Below are 17,796 nucleotides of genomic sequence, written 5' to 3'. Positions count from 1 at the left end.
CTCAGAGCGCCTTGATCGCGACAGGCGTTTCCGCTGCCACAGCCAGACGGTTCACGAGCGGAAGCTTGAACGGCGCCGCATCGATCTCGAACACATCGCCGGCTTCGGTCTTGATGCCATGCGAGACCGACAGCGTCGCCGTGCCGAAGAAATGGACATGCAGATCGCCCGGCTGGCGGAACAGGTCGTATTTGAAATTGTGGTATTCGAGGTTGGCGATCGAGTGCGACATGTTAGCTTCGCCCGACAGGAACGGCTTTTCGAAGATCACCTCGTCACCACGACGGATGCGCGACGTGCCTTCGACATGATCAGGCAGTTCGCCGACCAGAAGTTCCGGCCCGAGCGCTGCCTGGCGCAGCTTGGAATGGGCAAGCCAGAGATAGTTGCCCTTCTCGGTCACGTGATCGGAAAACTCGTTGGAGAGGCAGAAACCGAGGCGGAACGGCGTGCCGTCGGGGCCGATCAGATAGATCGCCGCCAGTTCCGGCTCCTCGCCGCCATCAAGCGCGAACGAGGGAGAAACGAGATCTTCGCCGGTTGCGCGCAGCTGCGTTCCATTGCCCTTGTAGAACCATTCCGGCTGCGCACCGACTTCGCCATCCTTCGGCTTGCCGCCCTCGACGCCCATCAGGAACATGCGCATGGAATCGGTCGGCTTTTCTTCCGACTGCGCTGCCTTGTGCATCTTGTCGCGACCATCGGCGGAACCGAGATGCGTGAGGCCGGTGCCGGCAACGATGAAATGGGCTGGATCGGGATGCGAGACCGGCAGACCAAGACGTCCGCTCTGCGCGGCAACGTCGAGGTCGACTTCATCACCAAGCCCGAGTGCTTCGATCTGCTGCGCCAGACTCAGGCCTGCTGCAATGGCCTTCTGGGCAAGCTCGTAGGTTGAGGAAACGCCATTGACGACGCGCGGAGTATCTCCGCTCCAGGCGACAACCTGAACATCGCCAGACAAGCTCGCAACCTGAAGAATTCGCAACATATGCCCTGCCATCCGATAAGTCTGATAATATTGAAGCGCAGTGTCTCCCGAAACCGCGCCAACCCCTCCCATCAGATCACGATCCGATGCGTCATTAATACGACTATTGGATAACGGGACGTACTGTCAAGAACGAGATAGCTTCAGAGTGCCATCATCGTAAACAAGGGAGAATTCTAAATAGCGAGTGGAATCATATAGATAAATGAGGATCTCGCAAAATCGCGTTTCGAAAGCGTGATTTTTCGCAATTTTGCGTCTTGCAAAAGTATGATTATATGCCAAACCTTCGACCGTCAGTTTTCTTATCATCTCTGGGAGGATTTAAGATGAAGAGAGCACTATGGGCGGCTACCGCCGTTGTTACCGCATGCCTAGCGTCGAGCGTTTCCGCAAAATCCCTGACAATCGGCTTCTCGCAGATCGGATCTGAATCCGGCTGGCGCGCTGCCGAAACGACAGTGACGAAGCAGCAGGCCGAAAAGCGCGGCATCACCCTCAAGTTTGCCGATGCGCAGCAGAAGCAGGAAAACCAGATCAAGGCAATCCGCGGCTTTATCGCCCAGGGCGTCGATGCGATCCTGATCGCACCTGTCGTTGCCACCGGCTGGGACGCAGTCCTGAAGGAAGCCAAGGAAGAAAAGATCCCTGTCATCCTTCTCGACCGCGAAATCGATGCACCGAAAGATCTCTACCTGACGGCCGTCACCTCTGACCAGACCTTTGAAGGCAAGGTTGCAGGCGACTGGCTGGTGAAGGATGTCGGCTCCAAGGACTGCAAGGTCGTGGAACTGCAGGGAACCACCGGTTCCTCACCTGCCATCAACCGCAAGAAGGGTTTCGAACAGGCTATTGCCTCGCATTCGAACATCAAGATCGCGCGTTCGCAGACCGGTGACTTTACCCGCACCAAGGGTAAGGAAGTCATGGAAAGCTTCATCAAGGCAGAAGGCGGCGGCAAGGGCATCTGCGCCGTTTACGCTCATAATGACGACATGGCCGTCGGCGCGATCCAGGCCATCAAGGAAGCCGGCCTGAAGCCGGGCACCGACATCAAGGTCGTCTCGATCGACGCCGTTCCGGATATTTTCCAGGCTATGTCGAAGGGTGAAGCAAACGCGACTGTGGAGCTCACGCCGAACATGGCAGGCCCCGCGCTCGACGCACTCGAAGCCTACCTGAAGGACAAGAAGGAACCACCAAAGTGGATCCAGACAGAATCGAAGCTGTACACGGCTTCTGATGACCCGATGAAGGTGTACGAAGCCAAGAAGGGCCTCGGCTACTGATCTCCCGCCGCCCGATCTAGCTCTCGACCGAGCCGGGCAGTTTTCAACCGGGGCAGCTTTTTCAAGAGCTGTCCCGGCCTCCACTTATGCGGGCTGGAGCATGACAGACATACAGACTTCCTCAGAAAATTCGTTCTCCGCCACAGACCGAGAACGTCTCGATGATCCGCTCATGGAAGCAAGGGGCGTCGGCAAATCCTTTCTCGGCGTCACCGCGCTTGAGGGCGTGGATTTCACGCTGCAGCGGGGCGAAATCCACGCGCTGCTTGGCGAAAATGGCGCCGGCAAATCCACGTTGATCAAGATCCTGACAGGTGTCTACACGCGTGACCGCGGCGAGATGCGGCTGGATGGCCATGACGTGACGCCGGCCAACGTCGCGGAAGCGCAGGCGCTCGGCATCGGCACCGTCTATCAGGAAGTCAATCTTCTCGAAAACCTCACGGTGGCCGAAAACCTGTTCCTCGGTCGCCAACCAAGCCGCTTCGGGTTCATCGACCGACGCGAGATGCGTCGGCGCGCGAAAGCGCTTCTCGCGAGATACGGCCTCGATATCGACGTCGATGCCCTTCTCTCCTCCTATTCCGTCGCGATCCGCCAGATCGTCGCGATTGCCCGTGCCGTCGATCTGTCCGGCAAGGTGCTTGTTCTCGACGAGCCGACCGCAAGTCTCGACAGCCAGGAAGTCGAAATGCTGTTCGTCGTCCTTCGCCGGCTGCGCGAACAGGGTCTCGGCATCATCATCATCACCCACTTCCTGAACCAGGTCTATGCGGTGGCCGACCGGGTCACCGTGTTGCGCAATGGCAGACTGGTGGGCAGCCGCGCGCTGGCCGAACTGCCGCGTCTCGAACTCATCTCGATGATGCTCGGCCGTGAGCTGCAGGACATTACCCGCGAGCATCAGGCCCAGGAAGAAACCATCGCCCCGACCGGCGAGGCGCCCATTCGTTTCGCCGGCTACGGAAAACGCGGCAGCGTCGCCCCGTTCGATCTCGACATCCGCCCAGGCGAAGTCGTCGGCGTCGCCGGACTTCTCGGGTCTGGCCGCAGCGAAACGGCCTTCCTCCTTTTTGGCATCGACCGCGCAGACAGCGGCACAGCCAGCATCGACGGCCAGGAGATCGCCCTCTCCTCGCCGGTCGCGGCCATTTCGAACGGGTTCGGCTTCTGTCCGGAAGAACGCAAGACGGATGGAATCATCGGCGATCTTTCCGTGGCCGACAATATCGCTTTGGCACTGCAGGCCCGTCAGGGCTGGGCAAAACCGATTTCGTCGCGTGAGCGCCAGGCTCTGGCTGAAGGGTTTATCAAATCCTTGGACATTCGCCCCGCGGATGCCCAGCGGCCGATCAAATTCCTCTCCGGCGGCAACCAGCAAAAGGCGATCCTTGCCCGCTGGCTGGCGACGGACCCACGGCTTCTGATCCTCGACGAACCGACCCGCGGCATCGATATCGGCGCTCACGCGGAAATCCTGAAAATGATCGAGCGGCTGTGTGCCGAAGGCATGTCGCTTGTTGTGATTTCCTCGGAACTTGAGGAACTGACGGCGATCGCCCACCGGGTCATTGTTCTTTCCGACCGCCGCCACGTGGCGGAACTCACCGGCAGCGACGTCAACGCCGACAATATCATGCAGGCGATTGCCGCACCGAACCGGACGGAGGCCGCCTGATGAACCCGATAACCCGTCGCCTCAAGCGACTGGCGCCGCAGCTGATTGCACTTGTGATCATCCTCGGGATGATCACGGCGATTGCGCCCGGCTTCCTGACGATCTCGGTCCAGAACGGCCGCGTTTACGGCAGCCTCATCGACATTCTGGTGCGCGCCGCGCCGGTGGCACTTCTGACAATCGGCATGACGCTGGTCATCGCGACGCGCGGTATCGATCTTTCGATCGGCGCCGTCATCGCCATCTGCGGTGCCGTTGCCGCAACGCTGATCGCCGATGGATATCCGATCCCGGTCGTCATCGTCGTATCGCTCGGCATCGGCCTCGTCTGCGGTCTCTGGAACGGCATTCTCGTTGCCCTCCTCGATATCCAGCCGATCATCGCAACGCTGATCCTGATGGTGGCGGGACGCGGGATTGCCCAGCTGATCACAGAGGGCGTCATCCTCACCTTCAATGACGACACGTTTTCGGCGCTCGGATCCGGTTCCTTCGCCGGCATTCCGATCCCGATCTTTCTCTGGCTCGGCACCGGCCTTCTCGTCGGCCTGCTGGTCCGCCGCTCGGCGCTCGGCTTCCTGATCGAGGCGACCGGCATCAACCGCCGTGCCGCAACGCTTGCCGGTGTGAAGGCCCGCTTCCTGCTGTTCTTCGTCTATGCGATCTCGGGCCTGTGTGCCGCAGTCGCCGGTCTGATCGTGACCGCCGATATCCGCGGCGCCGATGCCAACAATGCCGGTCTCTGGCTTGAACTCGATGCGATCCTCGCGGTCGTCATCGGCGGCACGTCGCTGAACGGCGGGCGCTTCTCGATCACAGCGTCGCTGATCGGCGCGCTGATCATCCAGTCGATCAACACCGGCATTCTCGTTTCCGGCTTCCCGCCGGAATTCAACCTCATCATCAAGGCCGGCATCATCATCATCGTGCTGACACTGCAATCACCCGCCGTGATCACCATGCTCGGCTTCTTGAGGTCGCAGCCGAAAGCCAGCAAGAACCCGGTTTCCAAGGTTGAAGGAGCGGCAAGATGATCCACACCCGCAACCTTCCCTTCGTCACGACGCTTGCCATCTTCGTCATAGCCTACGGGCTCTGCATCCTGCAGTTTCCGAACATGCTGTCGACGAGGGTGATAGGCAATCTGCTGACCGACAATGCGTTTCTCGGCATCGCCGCTGTCGGCATGACCTTCGTCATTCTGTCAGGAGGCATCGATCTCTCGATCGGCTCGGTCATCGCCTTCACAAGCGTCTTTGTCGCCGTAGCCGTCGGCTCGCTCGGCCTGCACCCCCTCACCGCGTTCTTGGCCGTTCTCGTCATCTCCACGCTGTTTGGCAGCCTGATGGGTGCGATGATCCGTTATCTCGGCATTCCGCCTTTCGTCGTCACACTGGCCGGCATGTTTCTCGCGCGCGGTGCCGCCTACCTGATTTCCACCGCGTCGGTACCGATCAGCCACGAGATGATCGACGCGATCCAGGGTTTCTACTTTCGCTTTCCCGGCGGCGGGCGGCTGACGGCGCTTGCGATTTTGATGCTGCTCGTCTTCATCATCGGCGGGTTCATTGCCGGAAGGACGCGGTTCGGCGCGAATGTCTACGCGATCGGCGGCAATATCCAGTCGGCGGAGCTGATGGGCGTACCCGTCGGCTCCACGACGATCGGCATCTATGCCCTGTCAGGCTTCCTGTCGGGCTTGGCCGGCATTGCCTACACGCTTTATACCTCGTCGGGTTATTCGCTGGCCACCGTCGGCGTCGAACTCGATGCGATTGCAGCCGTCGTCATCGGCGGTACGCTTTTGACCGGCGGCGTCGGGCTTGTAGCCGGCACGTTCGTCGGCATCCTTATCCAAGGCCTGATCCAGACTTACATCGTCTTCGACGGAACCCTGTCGTCCTGGTGGACGAAGATCGTCATCGGCATCCTCCTTTTCGTGTTCATTGTGTTGCAGCGCGGTATCATCTGGTATTCAAACCGGCGATTGGCCGAGAGTCGGCTTAAGGAGATCTAGTTTGAGTTTGCTGGAAACGACGATTAACGGGCGAAAGCGCCGTAGCAACCACGCAACGGTGGTCGCTGGGCTTGGCCGCGGGATCGTTTCCGGCACGTTCCCGGAAGGCTCTCTCCTGCCCGGCGACACCGAGCTTTCGGCACGGTTCGGCGTATCGCGCACGGTGTTACGCGAGGCGATGAAGACGCTGTCTGCCAAGCGGCTGGTCGAAGCCAAGGCGAAGGTCGGTACCCGCGTCCTCGACAGTTCGAGCTGGAATTTCTTCGACGCGGATGTCTTGAGTTGGCGTTTCGAGACGAGTCTCGATTACGAATTCATCGAGCATCTGGCCGAAATGCGCACCGCGCTTGAGCCGGCAGCGGCGGCGGCGGCGGCTTTGAGGGCAACGAGCGACGACATCGTTTCGCTTTACGCGATCGCTGCCAAATTCGACAATCTCAACCACACGCCGGAATCGATTGCCAACGTGGATCTCGAATTCCACCTGGCCATTGCCCGCATGTCCGGCAATCCGTTCATGCGTTCGGCAAGCGCTTTGATCGAGGCGGCACTGGCGATTTCCTTCCAGCTGTCGTCACCGGCCGCGTCGCCGGAAATGATCGACGAAGTCGCCTCCAACCATCTGCGCATCGCCCATGCCATCGCGTCCCGCGATCCGCAAAAGGCGATGTCGGCGATGCGTCATGTGATCGACGTCGGCAAAATCCGCATCCGCACGTCGCTGGATGCTGCGGAGAACGTGCCAGGCAACAAGACCGCCGAGCTGCGCTTCCCGGATTCTACCCGAGTTCCAACGTCGTGACCCCGAAGACATCGGATGTCTGCGCTGACGGCGGCAAGCCACGGTACATTCGGGCTGTCGTAAAACCTTTTTGGAATCCGGCTTCTGAAAGATAGTCCGAAAATCCCTGCTGCGGCGCCGGCACATCGATATGGACAGTCTCGCCTTCGGTTTCCGCGACGAGGCTTTGCAGCAGCGTGACGGCTTCGGTCGTACCCATGGCGAAAAGCGGACCGATCTTGAACCCGTCGTTACATCTGCGACAGACGCCATATCCTCTGATCTCTCCATCATCGATCAGGACCTTCGTCGACCTCGGCGGCTTCAGCCACTCGGAAAGAAACGCTTTGCGGACTTGCGGGAAGACGCTGCGATCGTAGTGGATGATAGCCGGCAAATTACCGACGCTGACATCGGTCACGCCGGCGACGGCGGTACCCCTGAGGCGGCCACTCCAGCGTATAGTCTCGTAGAACGGCTCGAACCCCATGCTGCGATAATTCTGCTGTTGCTCCGCAACGCCATCGAGACCGATCGTCCGGCCCTCGATATGGGCCATCCCGGCATCCCATACACGCCGGCCCATACCCTGCCCGCGAAAATCGGGATGCGCGATATAGAGGCCGATAAAGCCGAAGTCGTTGCCGTATCGCACCGCGGAAATGCCTGATGCGAACACGCCATCGACGAAACAGCCGAAGAAACCATCGGGGTCCGCCGCATGGAAAGCCGCCGCATCGGCAAGCCCGGGGTTCCAGCTTTCCGCTCTCGCCCAGTCGAGAAGGCATTCCACCTCCCCAAGCGTCAAAGTCCGGATAACCGGCGAGCCCATCATCGGGCTGCAAGCCTGCCCGGCGCAAACCCTTCGAGAAGCCCGACATACGGCTTATCAACCGGCGTTGCATAACCGCCGTTTTTGGCGGTCGACAACCCCAATGCCACCAGCATTTCAGCCTGCTTCACGGCAGCCGCGACACCATCGACCACGGGAACCCCGCATTCGGCCCGCAGCTCGGCGGCAAGATCCGCCATGCCGGCGCAACCGAGCACAATCGCCTCCGCTTTGTCTTCCTTCAAGGCCAGCGCGATTTCGGAACGAAGGCGTTCGCGCGCGTTGGATGTCGGATCTTCCAGCGACAGGACCGGAATATCGGCGGCCCGCACCTTGCAGCGGCCGGCCATGCCGTAGCGATGGACGAGATGTTCGAGCGGCAGGCGTGAGCGCTCCATGGTCGTCACGATCGTGAAGCGTTGCGCGATAAAGGCGGTGGCAGAAAGCGCCGCTTCGCAGATGCCTATAACAGGGATATGGGCGAGAGCCCGGGCTGCATCGAGCCCCGTATCATCGAAACAGGCGATGATCGCCGCGTCGGCACCGGCCTTTTCACCCTTGGCAAGCTCGACCAAAAGGCCGGGGACCGCAAACACTTCGTCGTAATAGCCTTCGATCGACACCGGCCCCATGGACGATGTGACGGCCTCGATCTGCGTGCCGGAATTGGCAACGCGGGCGGCGCTGTCGGCCACGGTCGCCGTCATGCTGGCCGTTGTATTGGGATTGACGATCAGAATGCGCATCGTGTGGGATCAGCTCCGCAGGCGGCGACGGTTGATGTAGACGATCAAGCCGAGCGTTCCGGCAATGACCAGGAACGAGAACACCGTCGTGACTGTCCCCAGCGCATAGAGCACCGGCGTCGTGACATTGGTGGTCATGCCGTAGATCTCGAGCGGCAGTGTATTGTACGTGCCCGCCGTCATCAGCGTGCGAGCAAACTCGTCATAGGAAAGCGTGAAGCCGAACAGTCCGACGCCGATCAGGCTGGGGGCGATCATCGGCAGCACGACATTGGAAAACGTCTGCCAGGACGAGGCGCCGAGATCACGCGCAGCCTCCTCATAGGCCGGCGAAAAGCGGTTGAATACGGCAAACATGATCAGCACGCCGAACGGCAACGTCCAGGTCAGATGCGCGCCGAAGGCCGACGTGTACCAAGTAGGCTCCAGCCCGAACTGCTGGAACACGACGCCAATGCCGAGGGAGACGATGATCGACGGCACGACGAGACTGGCAACCGCCAGATAAAAGAGAGCCGTCGCACCGGCAAACTTGCGGCGAAAGGCAAGGCCCGCCAGAAGTGCCACGACGACGGTGACGATCATCACCATCACCCCGAGTGCCGTGGAGCGGCGGAACGAACCACCGAAGTCGCCGACCGCCTGGGTCTCGAACAGATTGACGAACCAGCGGGTGGAGACGCCGTTCAACGGAAATGTCAGGCCGCCATTCGGTCCCTGGAATGAAAGGATCAGCACCGCCGACAGCGGCCCGTAGAGAAACAGCACGAAGATGGCGAAGAATAGGGCGAGGAAATAGAATTCTCGGCCGCGCTTGTCGCTGTGCATCTCAAAGCTCTCCCATCTTCACAGTTCTTTGCGGATATCGACGATGCGCAGGATGCCCGCGACCATCAAGAGAACGAGGACCAGAAGAACCACCGCATTGGCGGCAGCAGCCGGATATTGCAGCAGCGACATCTGGTTCTTCATCATCAGCGCCACCGACGCGCTCTGGCCCCCGGACATGACCTGCACGGTGGAAAAATCGGCCATGACCAACGTCACCACGAAGATCGTGCCGATCGCCATGCCGGGTTTGGCCAGCGGAATGATGACGTTGGTCAGGATCTGAAAGGACGAGGCACCGGCATCACGCGCCGCTTCGACCAGCGATTTATCAATGCGCATCAGCGTGTTGAAGATCGGCGTCACCATGAACAGCGTGTAGAGATGCACCATGGCCAGCACGACGGCGAAATCCGAATAAAGCAGCCACTGGATCGGCTCCGGCACAATGCCGGCATTGACGAGTGCGCTGTTGATCAACCCGTTTCGCCCGAGAACCGGGATCCACGAAATCATCCTGATAATGTTGGATGTCAGGAACGGCACGGTGCAGACAAGAAACAGCACCATCTGCATCGCCGAGGTGCGAATGTGGAAGGCCAGAAAATAGGCGACCCAGAATCCGACGAACAGCGTGATTGCCCAGACGATGGCCGCAAATTTCAGCGTGTTGAGATAGGTCTTCCACGTCACCCAGGATCCGAGCGTTTCCACATAGTTCATGGTCAAAAGGTCGGGATACATCTGGGCGAAGTCGTAATCCCAGAAACTGACGATCACGATCATCAGGATCGGAAGCGCCAGGAAGAAACCAAGGATCAGCGTCAGCGGCGTCGCCTGCAGATAGGAAACGAGGCCGAGCGGGATGCGAAAGCTGCGGGCTTTGGGCATTTCCGGTTTCACCGCGTCCGCGGATGTGATCGTCGCCATCGGTGTTTCCTGCCTTCGTCGAAAGATGGAGCGGTTCCGCAAGTCCCCCCTCCCCTTGTGGGGAGGGGGGCCGGCAGGCCGGGAGGGGTTTTGAAGAAAGGCCCCTCCCTAACCCTCCCCACAAGGGGGAGGGAACATGTCGTATCGGCCGTTACGCCGCGATGAATTCGTTCCAGCGACGAACCATGTAGCGGTCCTCGTCCATTACCGAATTCCAGCAGGCGACGTGACCCATGCGCTCCTGGAACGAGCCGCCGTCGCGAACCGCACCGGCTTTTTCCATGACCTTGCCATCGGGCGCGACGATATCGCCCTGAGCTGCCTTGCCTTCGATCCAGTAGCCCCACTCGTCGGCCGACATGTGTTCCTTGGCCGTGTCCATGGCGGCGGAATAGTAACCCTGGCGGTTGAGGTAGGCGCCGACCCAACCGGATGTGTACCAGTTGATATATTCATAGACCGCATCGAGCTTGGCGCCGGAAAGATGCGCGGCAAGACCGAGACCGCCGCCCCACGAGCGATAGCCTTCCTTGAGCGGCTGATATTTGCAGGCGATGCCCTTGGAGCGGACCGCGGCAACGGCTGGCGACCACATCGACTGGATGATGACTTCGCCCGACGACATCAGGTTGACGCTCTCGTCGAACGACTTCCAGAAGGCGCGGAACTGGCCCGCCTGCTTGGCCTTGATCAGGAAATCGATGGTCGCATCGATCTCGGCCTTGGTCATGTTGCCCTTGTCGGCATACTTGATGTTGCCCATGGCTTCCATGATCATCGCGGCATCCATGATGCCAATCGACGGGATGTTCAGGATCGACGTCTTGCCCTTGAACTTCGGGTCCATGATATCGGCCCAGGTGGAGATTTCACGGCCGACCAGATCCGGACGAATGCCGAGCGTATCGGCATTGTAGATCGTAGGCATCATGGTGAACCACTGGGTCTCTTCCTTGGCGAACTTCTTGTCGCCCGCCTTTTCGACGAAGCCGACCGTATGCGGCGCCGTGCCCTGGGCGATCACGCTGTCCGGCTTCAGCTTGCCGTTCTTGAACAGCGGCACGACCTTGTCGTAATATTTCAGCTTTTTCACATCCATCGGCTGGATGACGCCGGCCGGATAGACCTTCTTGAGAATCCAGTATTCGATGTCGGCAATGTCGTAGGAGTTCGGCTGCGTGACGGCGCGCTGGGCAGCGGCATCCGAGTCGGTTGCGGTCATCTCGAGCGTGATGCCGAGATCCGCCTTGCACTTTTCAGCGATCGCATTGAGGTTTGAAACGCCGGTACCGAACTGGCGGATCGTGATCGGGTTCTGCGCCCAGATGGTCGGGAAGCCGGTAATGGCCCCCGAACCGGCAGCAAGACCGGCAGCGGCAGATGCGGTCTTGAGCAGCGAGCGGCGCGAAAGTCCCTTCGCGGTCTTTTGAATTTCAGTCATTCCCATGTTCTCCTCTAGTTGATTATTGTGAGTGGGATCAGTGCTTGAGGCGCCCGAGGACAATCGCGTCCTCCCGGCCCCAGCAGAGGGGGATCGCCTCTCCGACCTTGACCGGATTGGCGAAGAAATCGGTGTCGGAGAGGATCGCGGTAAAATCCTCGATGCCGGCGCCGTTGACCGACAGCTTCACCGAGGAACCGCGATATTCGATATTGGTGATCGAGCCGGTAAAACCGAGGCCCGTTTCGGACGGCTGGCCGATCCGGACGTGATCGGTGCGGATGGCGATATCGGCCTGATCGGTCAGGTCGCCATTGTCGCCGACGGCCAGAAAATCGGCACCGGCCGGCACCGACAGCATCAGTTCCTGGCCATGGCTCTTGGTGACGCGACCGGAGATGACGTTGTGGTCGCCCATGAATTTTGCGACGAAGGCCGTCGCCGGCTTTTCGAACACGACGCGCGGATGAGCCGCCTGCTCGATGCGACCGTCGTTCATGATGACGATGACGTCAGCAAGCGCCATCGCCTCTTCCTGGCTGTGCGTCACATGCACGAAGGTGATGCCGAGCGAGGTCTGCAGCTTCTTCAACTCCGCGCGCATGCGGATCTTCAAGAACGGATCGAGCGCCGAAAGTGGTTCGTCGAGCAGCAGCGCTTCGGGATCGGTGATCAGCGCACGGGCAAGTGCCACGCGCTGCTGCTGACCGCCGGAAAGCTGGGCCGGACGGCGTGTCGCATAGCCTTCCATCTGCATCAGCCGCAGCAGGTCCATCGCCTTGGCGCGGCGGACATCCTTGTCGACGCCCTTCATCTTCAGGGAGAAGGCGACGTTGTCGACCAGATCGAGATGCGGAAACAGCGCGTAGGACTGAAACATCATCGCGGTGCCGCGTTTGGCCGGCGGAAGATCCGTCACCACCGTGTTGCCAAGCCGCACATCGCCCGACGTAATGCTCTCGTGGCCGGCGATCATTCTCAGCGTCGACGTCTTGCCGCAGCCGGATGGCCCCAGCAGGCAGCAATAGGTGCCGGCCGGGATCTTGAGACTGATCGCATGGACCGCCGTCGTCGTCCCATAGGTCTTGGTGACGGAGGCGATATCGATTTCGGCGGCTTTGCTCATTCGTGGCTCCCTGCTTGGGAAATGAGATGCATCCGCCGTGCCAGTTTCCCTAAGCCTTTGGCACTGCTGGAACTTCAATCCGGTCAGAAATGAGTTTTGCGTGCAGTGCGCAAAAATCATGCGATCGATGCCGATCCCATGCGAAAATCGTATGCAATCCTTGCCGTGGATCGAAGACATCCGTTCTGGCAATCTCTATTTGTCTGGAGTAATGGAGATTAACGGGATGTGGTGATGAGTATCAGCGAGCAGATCATTCTCAGCGAGACGACGCCGGAAGACCGGTCTATGGCGATACGCGAAGCGCTGCGCAACGCGATCATCGACCGTCGCCTGGCGCCGGGAACCAAGCTTTCGGAAGCCGAAGTCGGCTCGCTGTTCGATGTCAGTCGCACCGTCGCCCGCGCCGCGCTGCAGATGCTGACCTTCGAAGGCCTGGTAAAGACCGAGCGAAACCGCGGCGCCTTCGTCTCCAATCCGTCGCCGGACGAAGCACGCCAGATCTTTGCCTCGCGCCGGCTGATCGAGCCCGGCATCGTCGCGGCCGCGCTCGAACGTATCACGCTTGACGACATCGAGCAGTTCCGGCGCCAGCTTGAGGAAGAAGAGCGCTACATGACCGAGCGCGGTCCGGCCGCACGCCGCGCCGAGATCAAGGCATCGGGAGATTTCCACCTGATGCTGGCTTCGGTCGCCGGAAATGCCATTCTCCAGCGCTTCATGGACGAATTGATAGCCCGCTCTTCACTGGTGATCGCGCTTTACGGCCGATCAGGTGTGTCGAGCTGCGGCCACAGCGAGCACTTCGCGATCCTCGACGCGCTCAAGGACGGCGATGGCGACCGGGCAGCCGCTCTGATGCTGCACCATATCGATCATATCGAGGCTGATCTCGACCTGCAGGAGAAGCAGGGTCTCGGCTTGAAAGACGCGCTCGCGATCGGCTGATCGATCGCTATCTTCGCACTTACCTAGCCTATATTGCAGTGCGAAACCGCGTTGACTCTGTTTCGGAAGCTCTGTCTATTTGTTCCATGCTTTGCCGGTTCACTCCGCCGAGCCAATAAACGGGAACAGCCATCGGCACGCGTATGCCGATAACGTGGAGACATCACCAATGCTGAAGAGACACCTGCTGAAGGCCGCCGTCGGCGCCGCACTTCTCGTAACCACGGCGTTTTCCGCCCATGCCGCAGATGACGCGCTTGCCCGCATCAAGGCGGCCGGCGTCATGAAGGTCGGCACGGAAACCGCCTTTGCTCCTTTCGACTTTATCGATGCCGGCACGCATACGGGCCTCAACGTCGATTTCTTCGCAGAACTCGGCAAGGATCTCGGCGTCAAGATCGAATGGGTCGAGCTTCCCTGGGATGGCGTCTTCCCGGCGCTGGAAGCCGGCAAGTTCGATTTCGTCGCGGGCCCTGCCACCATCACCAAGGCACGCCTGGAACGCTTCAAGATGACCGCGCCGATCGCTGAAGCCACCGTCGCCATCCTGAAGAAAGCCGGCGATACATCGATCACCAAGCCTGAAGACATTGCCGGCAAGGCCGTCGGCGCCGGCAAGGCGACCGCGCAGCTTGCTCAGCTGCAGCAATATTCCGAGACTCTTCCGACCAAGGTGACCGCCCGCGAATACGTTTCCTTCAACGACGCCTACGCGGATCTGGCTGCCGGCCGTATCGTCGCCGTCGCAAATTCGCTGCCGAACATTGCCTTCGTCGCAAAGCAGCGCGCCGGCGTCTTCGAAGTGGTGACGCCCGCCTTCGGCAAGAAGGCCTATTTCGGCTTCATCGGCAAGAAGGACGCCGACAGCGCGAGCCTCGTCGAATACGTCAATTCCGAAGTCATCAAGATGAAGAAGGACGGGCGCCTCGCCAAGCTGCAGGAAAAGTGGTTCGGCACAACGTTCGATACGCCGGACGAAGTGAAAGAACCTGCGTTCTAACAAACCTTGCGAACGGGCAGGATACGACAGGTCGTGTCCTGCCCGCTTCACCCACTGCTCCATCCGCCCGCCGCATCCCCCGGGCGAGACGTGACGACAGATGACGTTCAAACTATTCACGCTTCTCCTGCAGGCGGCGGTGTCGACCATCGGCATCAGCCTGGTCTCGATTGCGATCGGATTCGTCATCGCGATCCTGCTTTCGGCCGCGACCCTGTCCGGCAAGACGATCTACTCGGCTCCTGCAAGACTGTTCGTCAGCTTCTTCCGCGGCGTGCCGCTGCTTGTCCAACTGCTGTTGATCTACACGCTGCTGCCGGCGATCGGCCTCAACGTGCCAAGCATCGTCGCGGCGATTATCGGCTTGTCGCTCTGCACCGCGGCCTATCAGGCGGAAAACCTGCGCGGCGGCTTCTCCAGCGTGCCGAAAGGGTTGATCGAGGCAGCTGAGGTGACGGGCTTCAATCCGCTTCAGATCTTTGCGCGGATCCAGGTCCCAATCGCTCTTCGGTTGACCCTCCCGACGCTGGTCAACGAATCGATCATGATCCTGAAGGCATCGTCGCTTGTGTCTGTCGTCGGGATCATCGAGCTGACAAAGATGGCACAGGATCTGGCCTCCAGCACCTACCAGCCGATCCCAATCTTCCTCAGTGCCGGACTGGTCTATTTCGTGATCTGCTCGACGATCGCGCTTCTCGGTCGCTACGCGGAAAGATCCATGGCGAGGACCTCCGCATGATGTTCAATCCTCAGGTCATCATCGAAAAGCTGCCCGAACTCGGCAGCGGGCTGTTCGTCACGCTTCTGCTCTGGATCGCCGGCATTGCCGGTGGCGTCGTCATCGGCTTTCTCGTGGCAACCGCCCGCCGCTTCGGTGGGTTCGCCACCAACGCAGTCCTGGGCTCCGTTGTCGAAGTGCTGCGCGGCACGCCCTTCCTGATCCAGATCTTTCTTCTCTACTACGGCGGTCCGTTCGTCGGCCTGATGCTGGATCCGATCCCCTGCGGCCTCATCGGTCTGACGGTCTATAGTGCCGCCTATTACAGCGAGATCTTCCGCGCCGGCTTTGCCGCCGTTCCTGTTGGCCATGTGGAAGCCGCCGGCTGCCTCGGCATGACGCGCCTGCAGACGATCCGCCGCATCCAGATCCCGGAAATGGCGCTGATCGTGCTGCCGCCGGCGGTCAACCTTTCGGTCATCCTGCTGAAGGAATCCGCCGTTCTGTCGATCATCACCGTGCCGGAACTGACGGCCACCGTCAGCGCCATCGGCTCGCAGCAATATGCCTATCTCGAGGCAATCTTCATCCTCGCTGTCGTCTACTGGGCACTTGTCGAGCTGACCGACCGGCTTGGCCGCGCCGCCGAATACCGGCTTTCCCGTTTGAGGTTTTCGAAAGCATGACCCTACCCGCCATCACCATCCGCAATCTGGTCAAGCGTTTCGGAGAAACGACCGTTCTGCAGGATATCAATCTCGAAATACCCGAGGGCAAGGTCTCCTGCCTGATCGGCCCTTCCGGCTCGGGCAAGAGCACGCTTTTGCGATGCCTGGCCTTCCTGGAGGAATCGACCAGCGGCATGATCACCATCAACGGCGAGGCGCTGGGCTTTTTCGAAAAGCCGGATGGCAAGCGCGAACGACTGCCCCCGGCGCAGATCCGTGCCGTCCGCGCCCAAACCGGCATGGTCTTCCAGCAGTTCAATCTCTGGCCGCACATGACGGCGCTCGGCAATGTCAGCGAAGCCCTGAAGATCGTCCGGAAGCTCTCGAAAGCCGACGCCGAGGAAAAGGCCATGGCGCAGCTGCGCAAGGTCGGCCTGGAAAACCGTGCCGGCCATTACCCGTCGCAATTGTCCGGCGGCCAGCAGCAGCGCGTCGCAATCGCCCGCGCCCTGGCACTCGAGCCGAAAATCATGCTGTTCGACGAGGCGACATCAGCGCTTGACCCGGAACTGACGGGCGAAGTGCTGAAAGTGATGCGGGATCTGGCCGAGGAGGGCATGACCATGGTCGTCGTGACCCACGAGATCGGCTTTGCCGCCACCGTCGGCCAGCAGATCTCGTTTCTCGACCACGGCAAGCTGCTTTTTTCCGGCCCGCCCTCGGAGGTATTTGCCAAGCCGCGCCATCCGCGTCTCGACCAGTTCCTCGATACCTATCTCGACCGCGGCGCCAGCATGCTGATCTAACGCGCCGTCAGAACCGCCGGGTCGGGCGGTCAAGCACGGTGCGGCCCATCAGGCTGGCGGTGAGGTCCACCAGAAGCGTGGCGGTACGGCCCCGTTCATCGAGGAACGGGTTGAGCTCGACCAGATCGAGGCTGGTGACGAGACCGCTGTCATGCAGCATTTCCATCACCAGATGCGCCTCGCGGAATGTCGCACCACCCGGCACCGTGGTGCCGACGGCGGGTGCGACCGAAGGATCGAGGAAATCCACATCGAGGCTCACATGCAGCAGACCGCCTGCGGCCTCGACCTTTTCGATGAAGGAGCGCAGCACGGCGCCGACACCGTGTTCATCGATCGCCCGCATGTCATGCACCGTGATGTCGCTTTTGTTGATCGCGGAGCGCTCCTGCGGATCGACACTGCGGATGCCGATCATGCAGACATTGGCCGGATCGACCGGATGCGACAGGTGCGGGAAATAACCCTCGAAACCTGGTTGGCCCGTGAAATAGGCGACCGGGACGCCGTGCAGATTGCCGCTGCCGGTCGTTTCCAGCGTGTGGAAATCCGTGTGCGCATCGACCCAGAGAACGAACAGCGGTCGCTGCTTTTCCGCCGCGGTGCGTGCCAGACCCGCAACGATCCCGGCCGACATCGCATGGTCGCCGCCGAGAAAGATCGGCATGCCCTCGGCACTTTCACGGTGGGCGATCTTGGTCAGCAGTTCGACCCAGGCGACGATCTGAGGCAGGCGGCGAACCGCCGTGTTGGGATGCGTAATCTCCGATACCGCCGGCAGCGCCAGATTGCCGAGATCGCTGACCTGATGGCCGAGATCGGCGAGCGCGCCTGCAAGGCCTGCCGTGCGCAACGCACTCGGCCCCATCTCGCAACCGAGCTGGGATGCTCCATCCTGAAGGGGAACGCCGATGAGTTTGCAATGCATGCTGTTTTTCCGTCGCTGACCGAATCTTGGGGCTCAAGACCTATCACGGAACGCGGCCGATAGGCA

18 protein-coding genes are annotated in these 17,796 nt (G+C 60.5%); 10 read left to right on the top strand and 8 right to left on the bottom strand.

Going from position 1 to position 17,796, the window contains the following annotated elements; all coding sequences use genetic code 11:
* Nucleotide 1: 1 nt before the first annotated feature.
* The gene (gene araD1 / locus AC0JZ8_RS06730) at nt 2-991 is read right to left on the bottom strand and encodes an AraD1 family protein (RefSeq protein WP_062582998.1); all 990 of its coding nucleotides are present in this window, start codon (nt 989-991) and stop codon (nt 2-4) included.
* 329 nt (nt 992-1,320) lie between these two features.
* Between araD1 and ytfQ the strand changes: the two genes are divergently transcribed.
* From ytfQ to AC0JZ8_RS06705, 5 genes are all read left to right on the top strand, one after another.
* Entirely contained in the window at nt 1,321-2,280 is a 960-nt protein-coding gene (gene ytfQ / locus AC0JZ8_RS06725; protein WP_062581523.1) for a galactofuranose ABC transporter, galactofuranose-binding protein YtfQ, read from the top strand.
* Nucleotides 2,281-2,452: 172 nt separating this feature from the next.
* A complete protein-coding gene (locus AC0JZ8_RS06720; protein WP_471892119.1) occupies nt 2,453-3,958 on the top strand; it encodes a sugar ABC transporter ATP-binding protein in 1,506 nt (501 codons plus the stop codon).
* Nucleotides 3,958-4,992 carry an ABC transporter permease gene (locus AC0JZ8_RS06715; RefSeq protein WP_192077897.1) on the top strand — a complete coding sequence of 345 codons (1,035 nt, stop codon included), beginning with the start codon at nt 3,958-3,960 and terminating at the stop codon, nt 4,990-4,992. Before AC0JZ8_RS06720 ends, AC0JZ8_RS06715 begins: the two co-directional genes overlap by 1 nt.
* Complete coding sequence (yjfF, locus tag AC0JZ8_RS06710) at nt 4,989-5,975, top strand: galactofuranose ABC transporter, permease protein YjfF (RefSeq protein ID WP_082471961.1); 987 nt, start codon at nt 4,989-4,991, stop codon at nt 5,973-5,975. The genes AC0JZ8_RS06715 and yjfF overlap by 4 nt, the downstream gene beginning before the upstream one ends.
* A gap of 1 nt (nt 5,976) precedes the next feature.
* Nucleotides 5,977-6,777 carry a FadR/GntR family transcriptional regulator gene (locus AC0JZ8_RS06705; RefSeq protein ID WP_082471960.1) on the top strand — a complete coding sequence of 267 codons (801 nt, stop codon included), beginning with the start codon at nt 5,977-5,979 and terminating at the stop codon, nt 6,775-6,777.
* On the opposite strand, the gene AC0JZ8_RS06700 is transcribed toward AC0JZ8_RS06705, so the two are convergent.
* The 6 genes from AC0JZ8_RS06700 to AC0JZ8_RS06675 all read right to left on the bottom strand — a co-directional run bounded on the left by AC0JZ8_RS06700 (nt 6,755) and on the right by AC0JZ8_RS06675 (nt 12,659).
* Complete coding sequence (locus tag AC0JZ8_RS06700; protein ID WP_471892118.1) at nt 6,755-7,591, bottom strand: GNAT family N-acetyltransferase; 837 nt, start codon at nt 7,589-7,591, stop codon at nt 6,755-6,757. The two genes, AC0JZ8_RS06705 and AC0JZ8_RS06700, sit on opposite strands and share 23 nt — an antisense overlap.
* Entirely contained in the window at nt 7,588-8,334 is a 747-nt protein-coding gene (locus tag AC0JZ8_RS06695) for an aspartate/glutamate racemase family protein (protein ID WP_325265411.1), read from the bottom strand. The genes AC0JZ8_RS06700 and AC0JZ8_RS06695 overlap by 4 nt, the downstream gene beginning before the upstream one ends.
* Nucleotides 8,335-8,343: 9 nt before the next feature.
* A complete protein-coding gene (locus tag AC0JZ8_RS06690; RefSeq protein ID WP_062462092.1) occupies nt 8,344-9,162 on the bottom strand; it encodes an ABC transporter permease in 819 nt (272 codons plus the stop codon).
* A gap of 18 nt (nt 9,163-9,180) precedes the next feature.
* Complete coding sequence (locus tag AC0JZ8_RS06685) at nt 9,181-10,092, bottom strand: ABC transporter permease (protein WP_471892117.1); 912 nt, start codon at nt 10,090-10,092, stop codon at nt 9,181-9,183.
* A gap of 151 nt (nt 10,093-10,243) precedes the next feature.
* On the bottom strand, nt 10,244-11,533 hold the full coding sequence (locus tag AC0JZ8_RS06680; protein WP_471892116.1) for an ABC transporter substrate-binding protein: 1,290 nt from the start codon (nt 11,531-11,533) through the stop codon (nt 10,244-10,246).
* Nucleotides 11,534-11,570: 37 nt separating this feature from the next.
* Nucleotides 11,571-12,659: an ABC transporter ATP-binding protein gene (locus tag AC0JZ8_RS06675; RefSeq protein WP_471892115.1), complete on the bottom strand. Its 1,089-nt coding sequence runs from the start codon at nt 12,657-12,659 to the stop codon at nt 11,571-11,573.
* Between the two features lie 234 nt (nt 12,660-12,893).
* On the opposite strand from AC0JZ8_RS06675, the gene AC0JZ8_RS06670 reads away from it, so the two are divergent.
* The 5 genes from AC0JZ8_RS06670 (at nt 12,894) to AC0JZ8_RS06650 (ending at nt 16,802) form a co-directional block, all read left to right on the top strand.
* On the top strand, nt 12,894-13,607 hold the full coding sequence (locus AC0JZ8_RS06670) for a GntR family transcriptional regulator (RefSeq protein WP_174197210.1): 714 nt from the start codon (nt 12,894-12,896) through the stop codon (nt 13,605-13,607).
* A gap of 169 nt (nt 13,608-13,776) precedes the next feature.
* Nucleotides 13,777-14,607, top strand: coding sequence for a transporter substrate-binding domain-containing protein (locus AC0JZ8_RS06665; RefSeq protein ID WP_062581505.1), 831 nt, complete (start codon nt 13,777-13,779; stop codon nt 14,605-14,607).
* A gap of 100 nt (nt 14,608-14,707) precedes the next feature.
* A complete protein-coding gene (locus tag AC0JZ8_RS06660) occupies nt 14,708-15,349 on the top strand; it encodes an amino acid ABC transporter permease (protein WP_062462075.1) in 642 nt (213 codons plus the stop codon).
* The gene (locus tag AC0JZ8_RS06655) at nt 15,346-16,014 is read left to right on the top strand and encodes an amino acid ABC transporter permease (protein ID WP_062462072.1); all 669 of its coding nucleotides are present in this window, start codon (nt 15,346-15,348) and stop codon (nt 16,012-16,014) included. The genes AC0JZ8_RS06660 and AC0JZ8_RS06655 overlap by 4 nt, the downstream gene beginning before the upstream one ends.
* Complete coding sequence (locus AC0JZ8_RS06650; RefSeq protein WP_471892114.1) at nt 16,011-16,802, top strand: amino acid ABC transporter ATP-binding protein; 792 nt, start codon at nt 16,011-16,013, stop codon at nt 16,800-16,802. Before AC0JZ8_RS06655 ends, AC0JZ8_RS06650 begins: the two co-directional genes overlap by 4 nt.
* Nucleotides 16,803-16,809: 7 nt before the next feature.
* Here AC0JZ8_RS06650 and rocF read toward each other — a convergent pair whose 3' ends face one another.
* Nucleotides 16,810-17,730 (bottom strand): arginase, encoded by a 921-nt coding sequence (rocF, locus tag AC0JZ8_RS06645; RefSeq protein ID WP_471892113.1) that lies wholly within the window; start codon nt 17,728-17,730, stop codon nt 16,810-16,812.
* Between the last annotated feature and the right edge of the window lie 66 nt (nt 17,731-17,796).

The sequence above is a fragment of the Velazquezella soli genome (assembly GCF_977018685.1).
This window is presented reverse-complemented; position numbering and strand designations above follow the sequence as displayed.

Coding starts and splice junctions, on each gene's coding strand:
- AC0JZ8_RS06665 (WP_062581505.1), top strand. CDS start 13,777: ATGCTGAAGAGACACCTGCTGAAGGCCGCCGTCGGCGCCGCACTTCTC.
- araD1 (WP_062582998.1), bottom strand. CDS start 991: ATGTTGCGAATTCTTCAGGTTGCGAGCTTGTCTGGCGATGTTCAGGTT.
- AC0JZ8_RS06680 (WP_471892116.1), bottom strand. CDS start 11,533: ATGACTGAAATTCAAAAGACCGCGAAGGGACTTTCGCGCCGCTCGCTG.
- ytfQ (WP_062581523.1), top strand. CDS start 1,321: ATGAAGAGAGCACTATGGGCGGCTACCGCCGTTGTTACCGCATGCCTA.
- AC0JZ8_RS06720 (WP_471892119.1), top strand. CDS start 2,453: ATGGAAGCAAGGGGCGTCGGCAAATCCTTTCTCGGCGTCACCGCGCTT.
- AC0JZ8_RS06690 (WP_062462092.1), bottom strand. CDS start 9,162: ATGCACAGCGACAAGCGCGGCCGAGAATTCTATTTCCTCGCCCTATTC.
- AC0JZ8_RS06650 (WP_471892114.1), top strand. CDS start 16,011: ATGACCCTACCCGCCATCACCATCCGCAATCTGGTCAAGCGTTTCGGA.
- AC0JZ8_RS06655 (WP_062462072.1), top strand. CDS start 15,346: ATGATGTTCAATCCTCAGGTCATCATCGAAAAGCTGCCCGAACTCGGC.
- AC0JZ8_RS06670 (WP_174197210.1), top strand. CDS start 12,894: ATGAGTATCAGCGAGCAGATCATTCTCAGCGAGACGACGCCGGAAGAC.
- yjfF (WP_082471961.1), top strand. CDS start 4,989: ATGATCCACACCCGCAACCTTCCCTTCGTCACGACGCTTGCCATCTTC.
- AC0JZ8_RS06660 (WP_062462075.1), top strand. CDS start 14,708: ATGACGTTCAAACTATTCACGCTTCTCCTGCAGGCGGCGGTGTCGACC.
- AC0JZ8_RS06675 (WP_471892115.1), bottom strand. CDS start 12,659: ATGAGCAAAGCCGCCGAAATCGATATCGCCTCCGTCACCAAGACCTAT.
- AC0JZ8_RS06715 (WP_192077897.1), top strand. CDS start 3,958: ATGAACCCGATAACCCGTCGCCTCAAGCGACTGGCGCCGCAGCTGATT.
- AC0JZ8_RS06685 (WP_471892117.1), bottom strand. CDS start 10,092: ATGGCGACGATCACATCCGCGGACGCGGTGAAACCGGAAATGCCCAAA.
- rocF (WP_471892113.1), bottom strand. CDS start 17,730: ATGCATTGCAAACTCATCGGCGTTCCCCTTCAGGATGGAGCATCCCAG.
- AC0JZ8_RS06700 (WP_471892118.1), bottom strand. CDS start 7,591: ATGATGGGCTCGCCGGTTATCCGGACTTTGACGCTTGGGGAGGTGGAA.
- AC0JZ8_RS06695 (WP_325265411.1), bottom strand. CDS start 8,334: ATGCGCATTCTGATCGTCAATCCCAATACAACGGCCAGCATGACGGCG.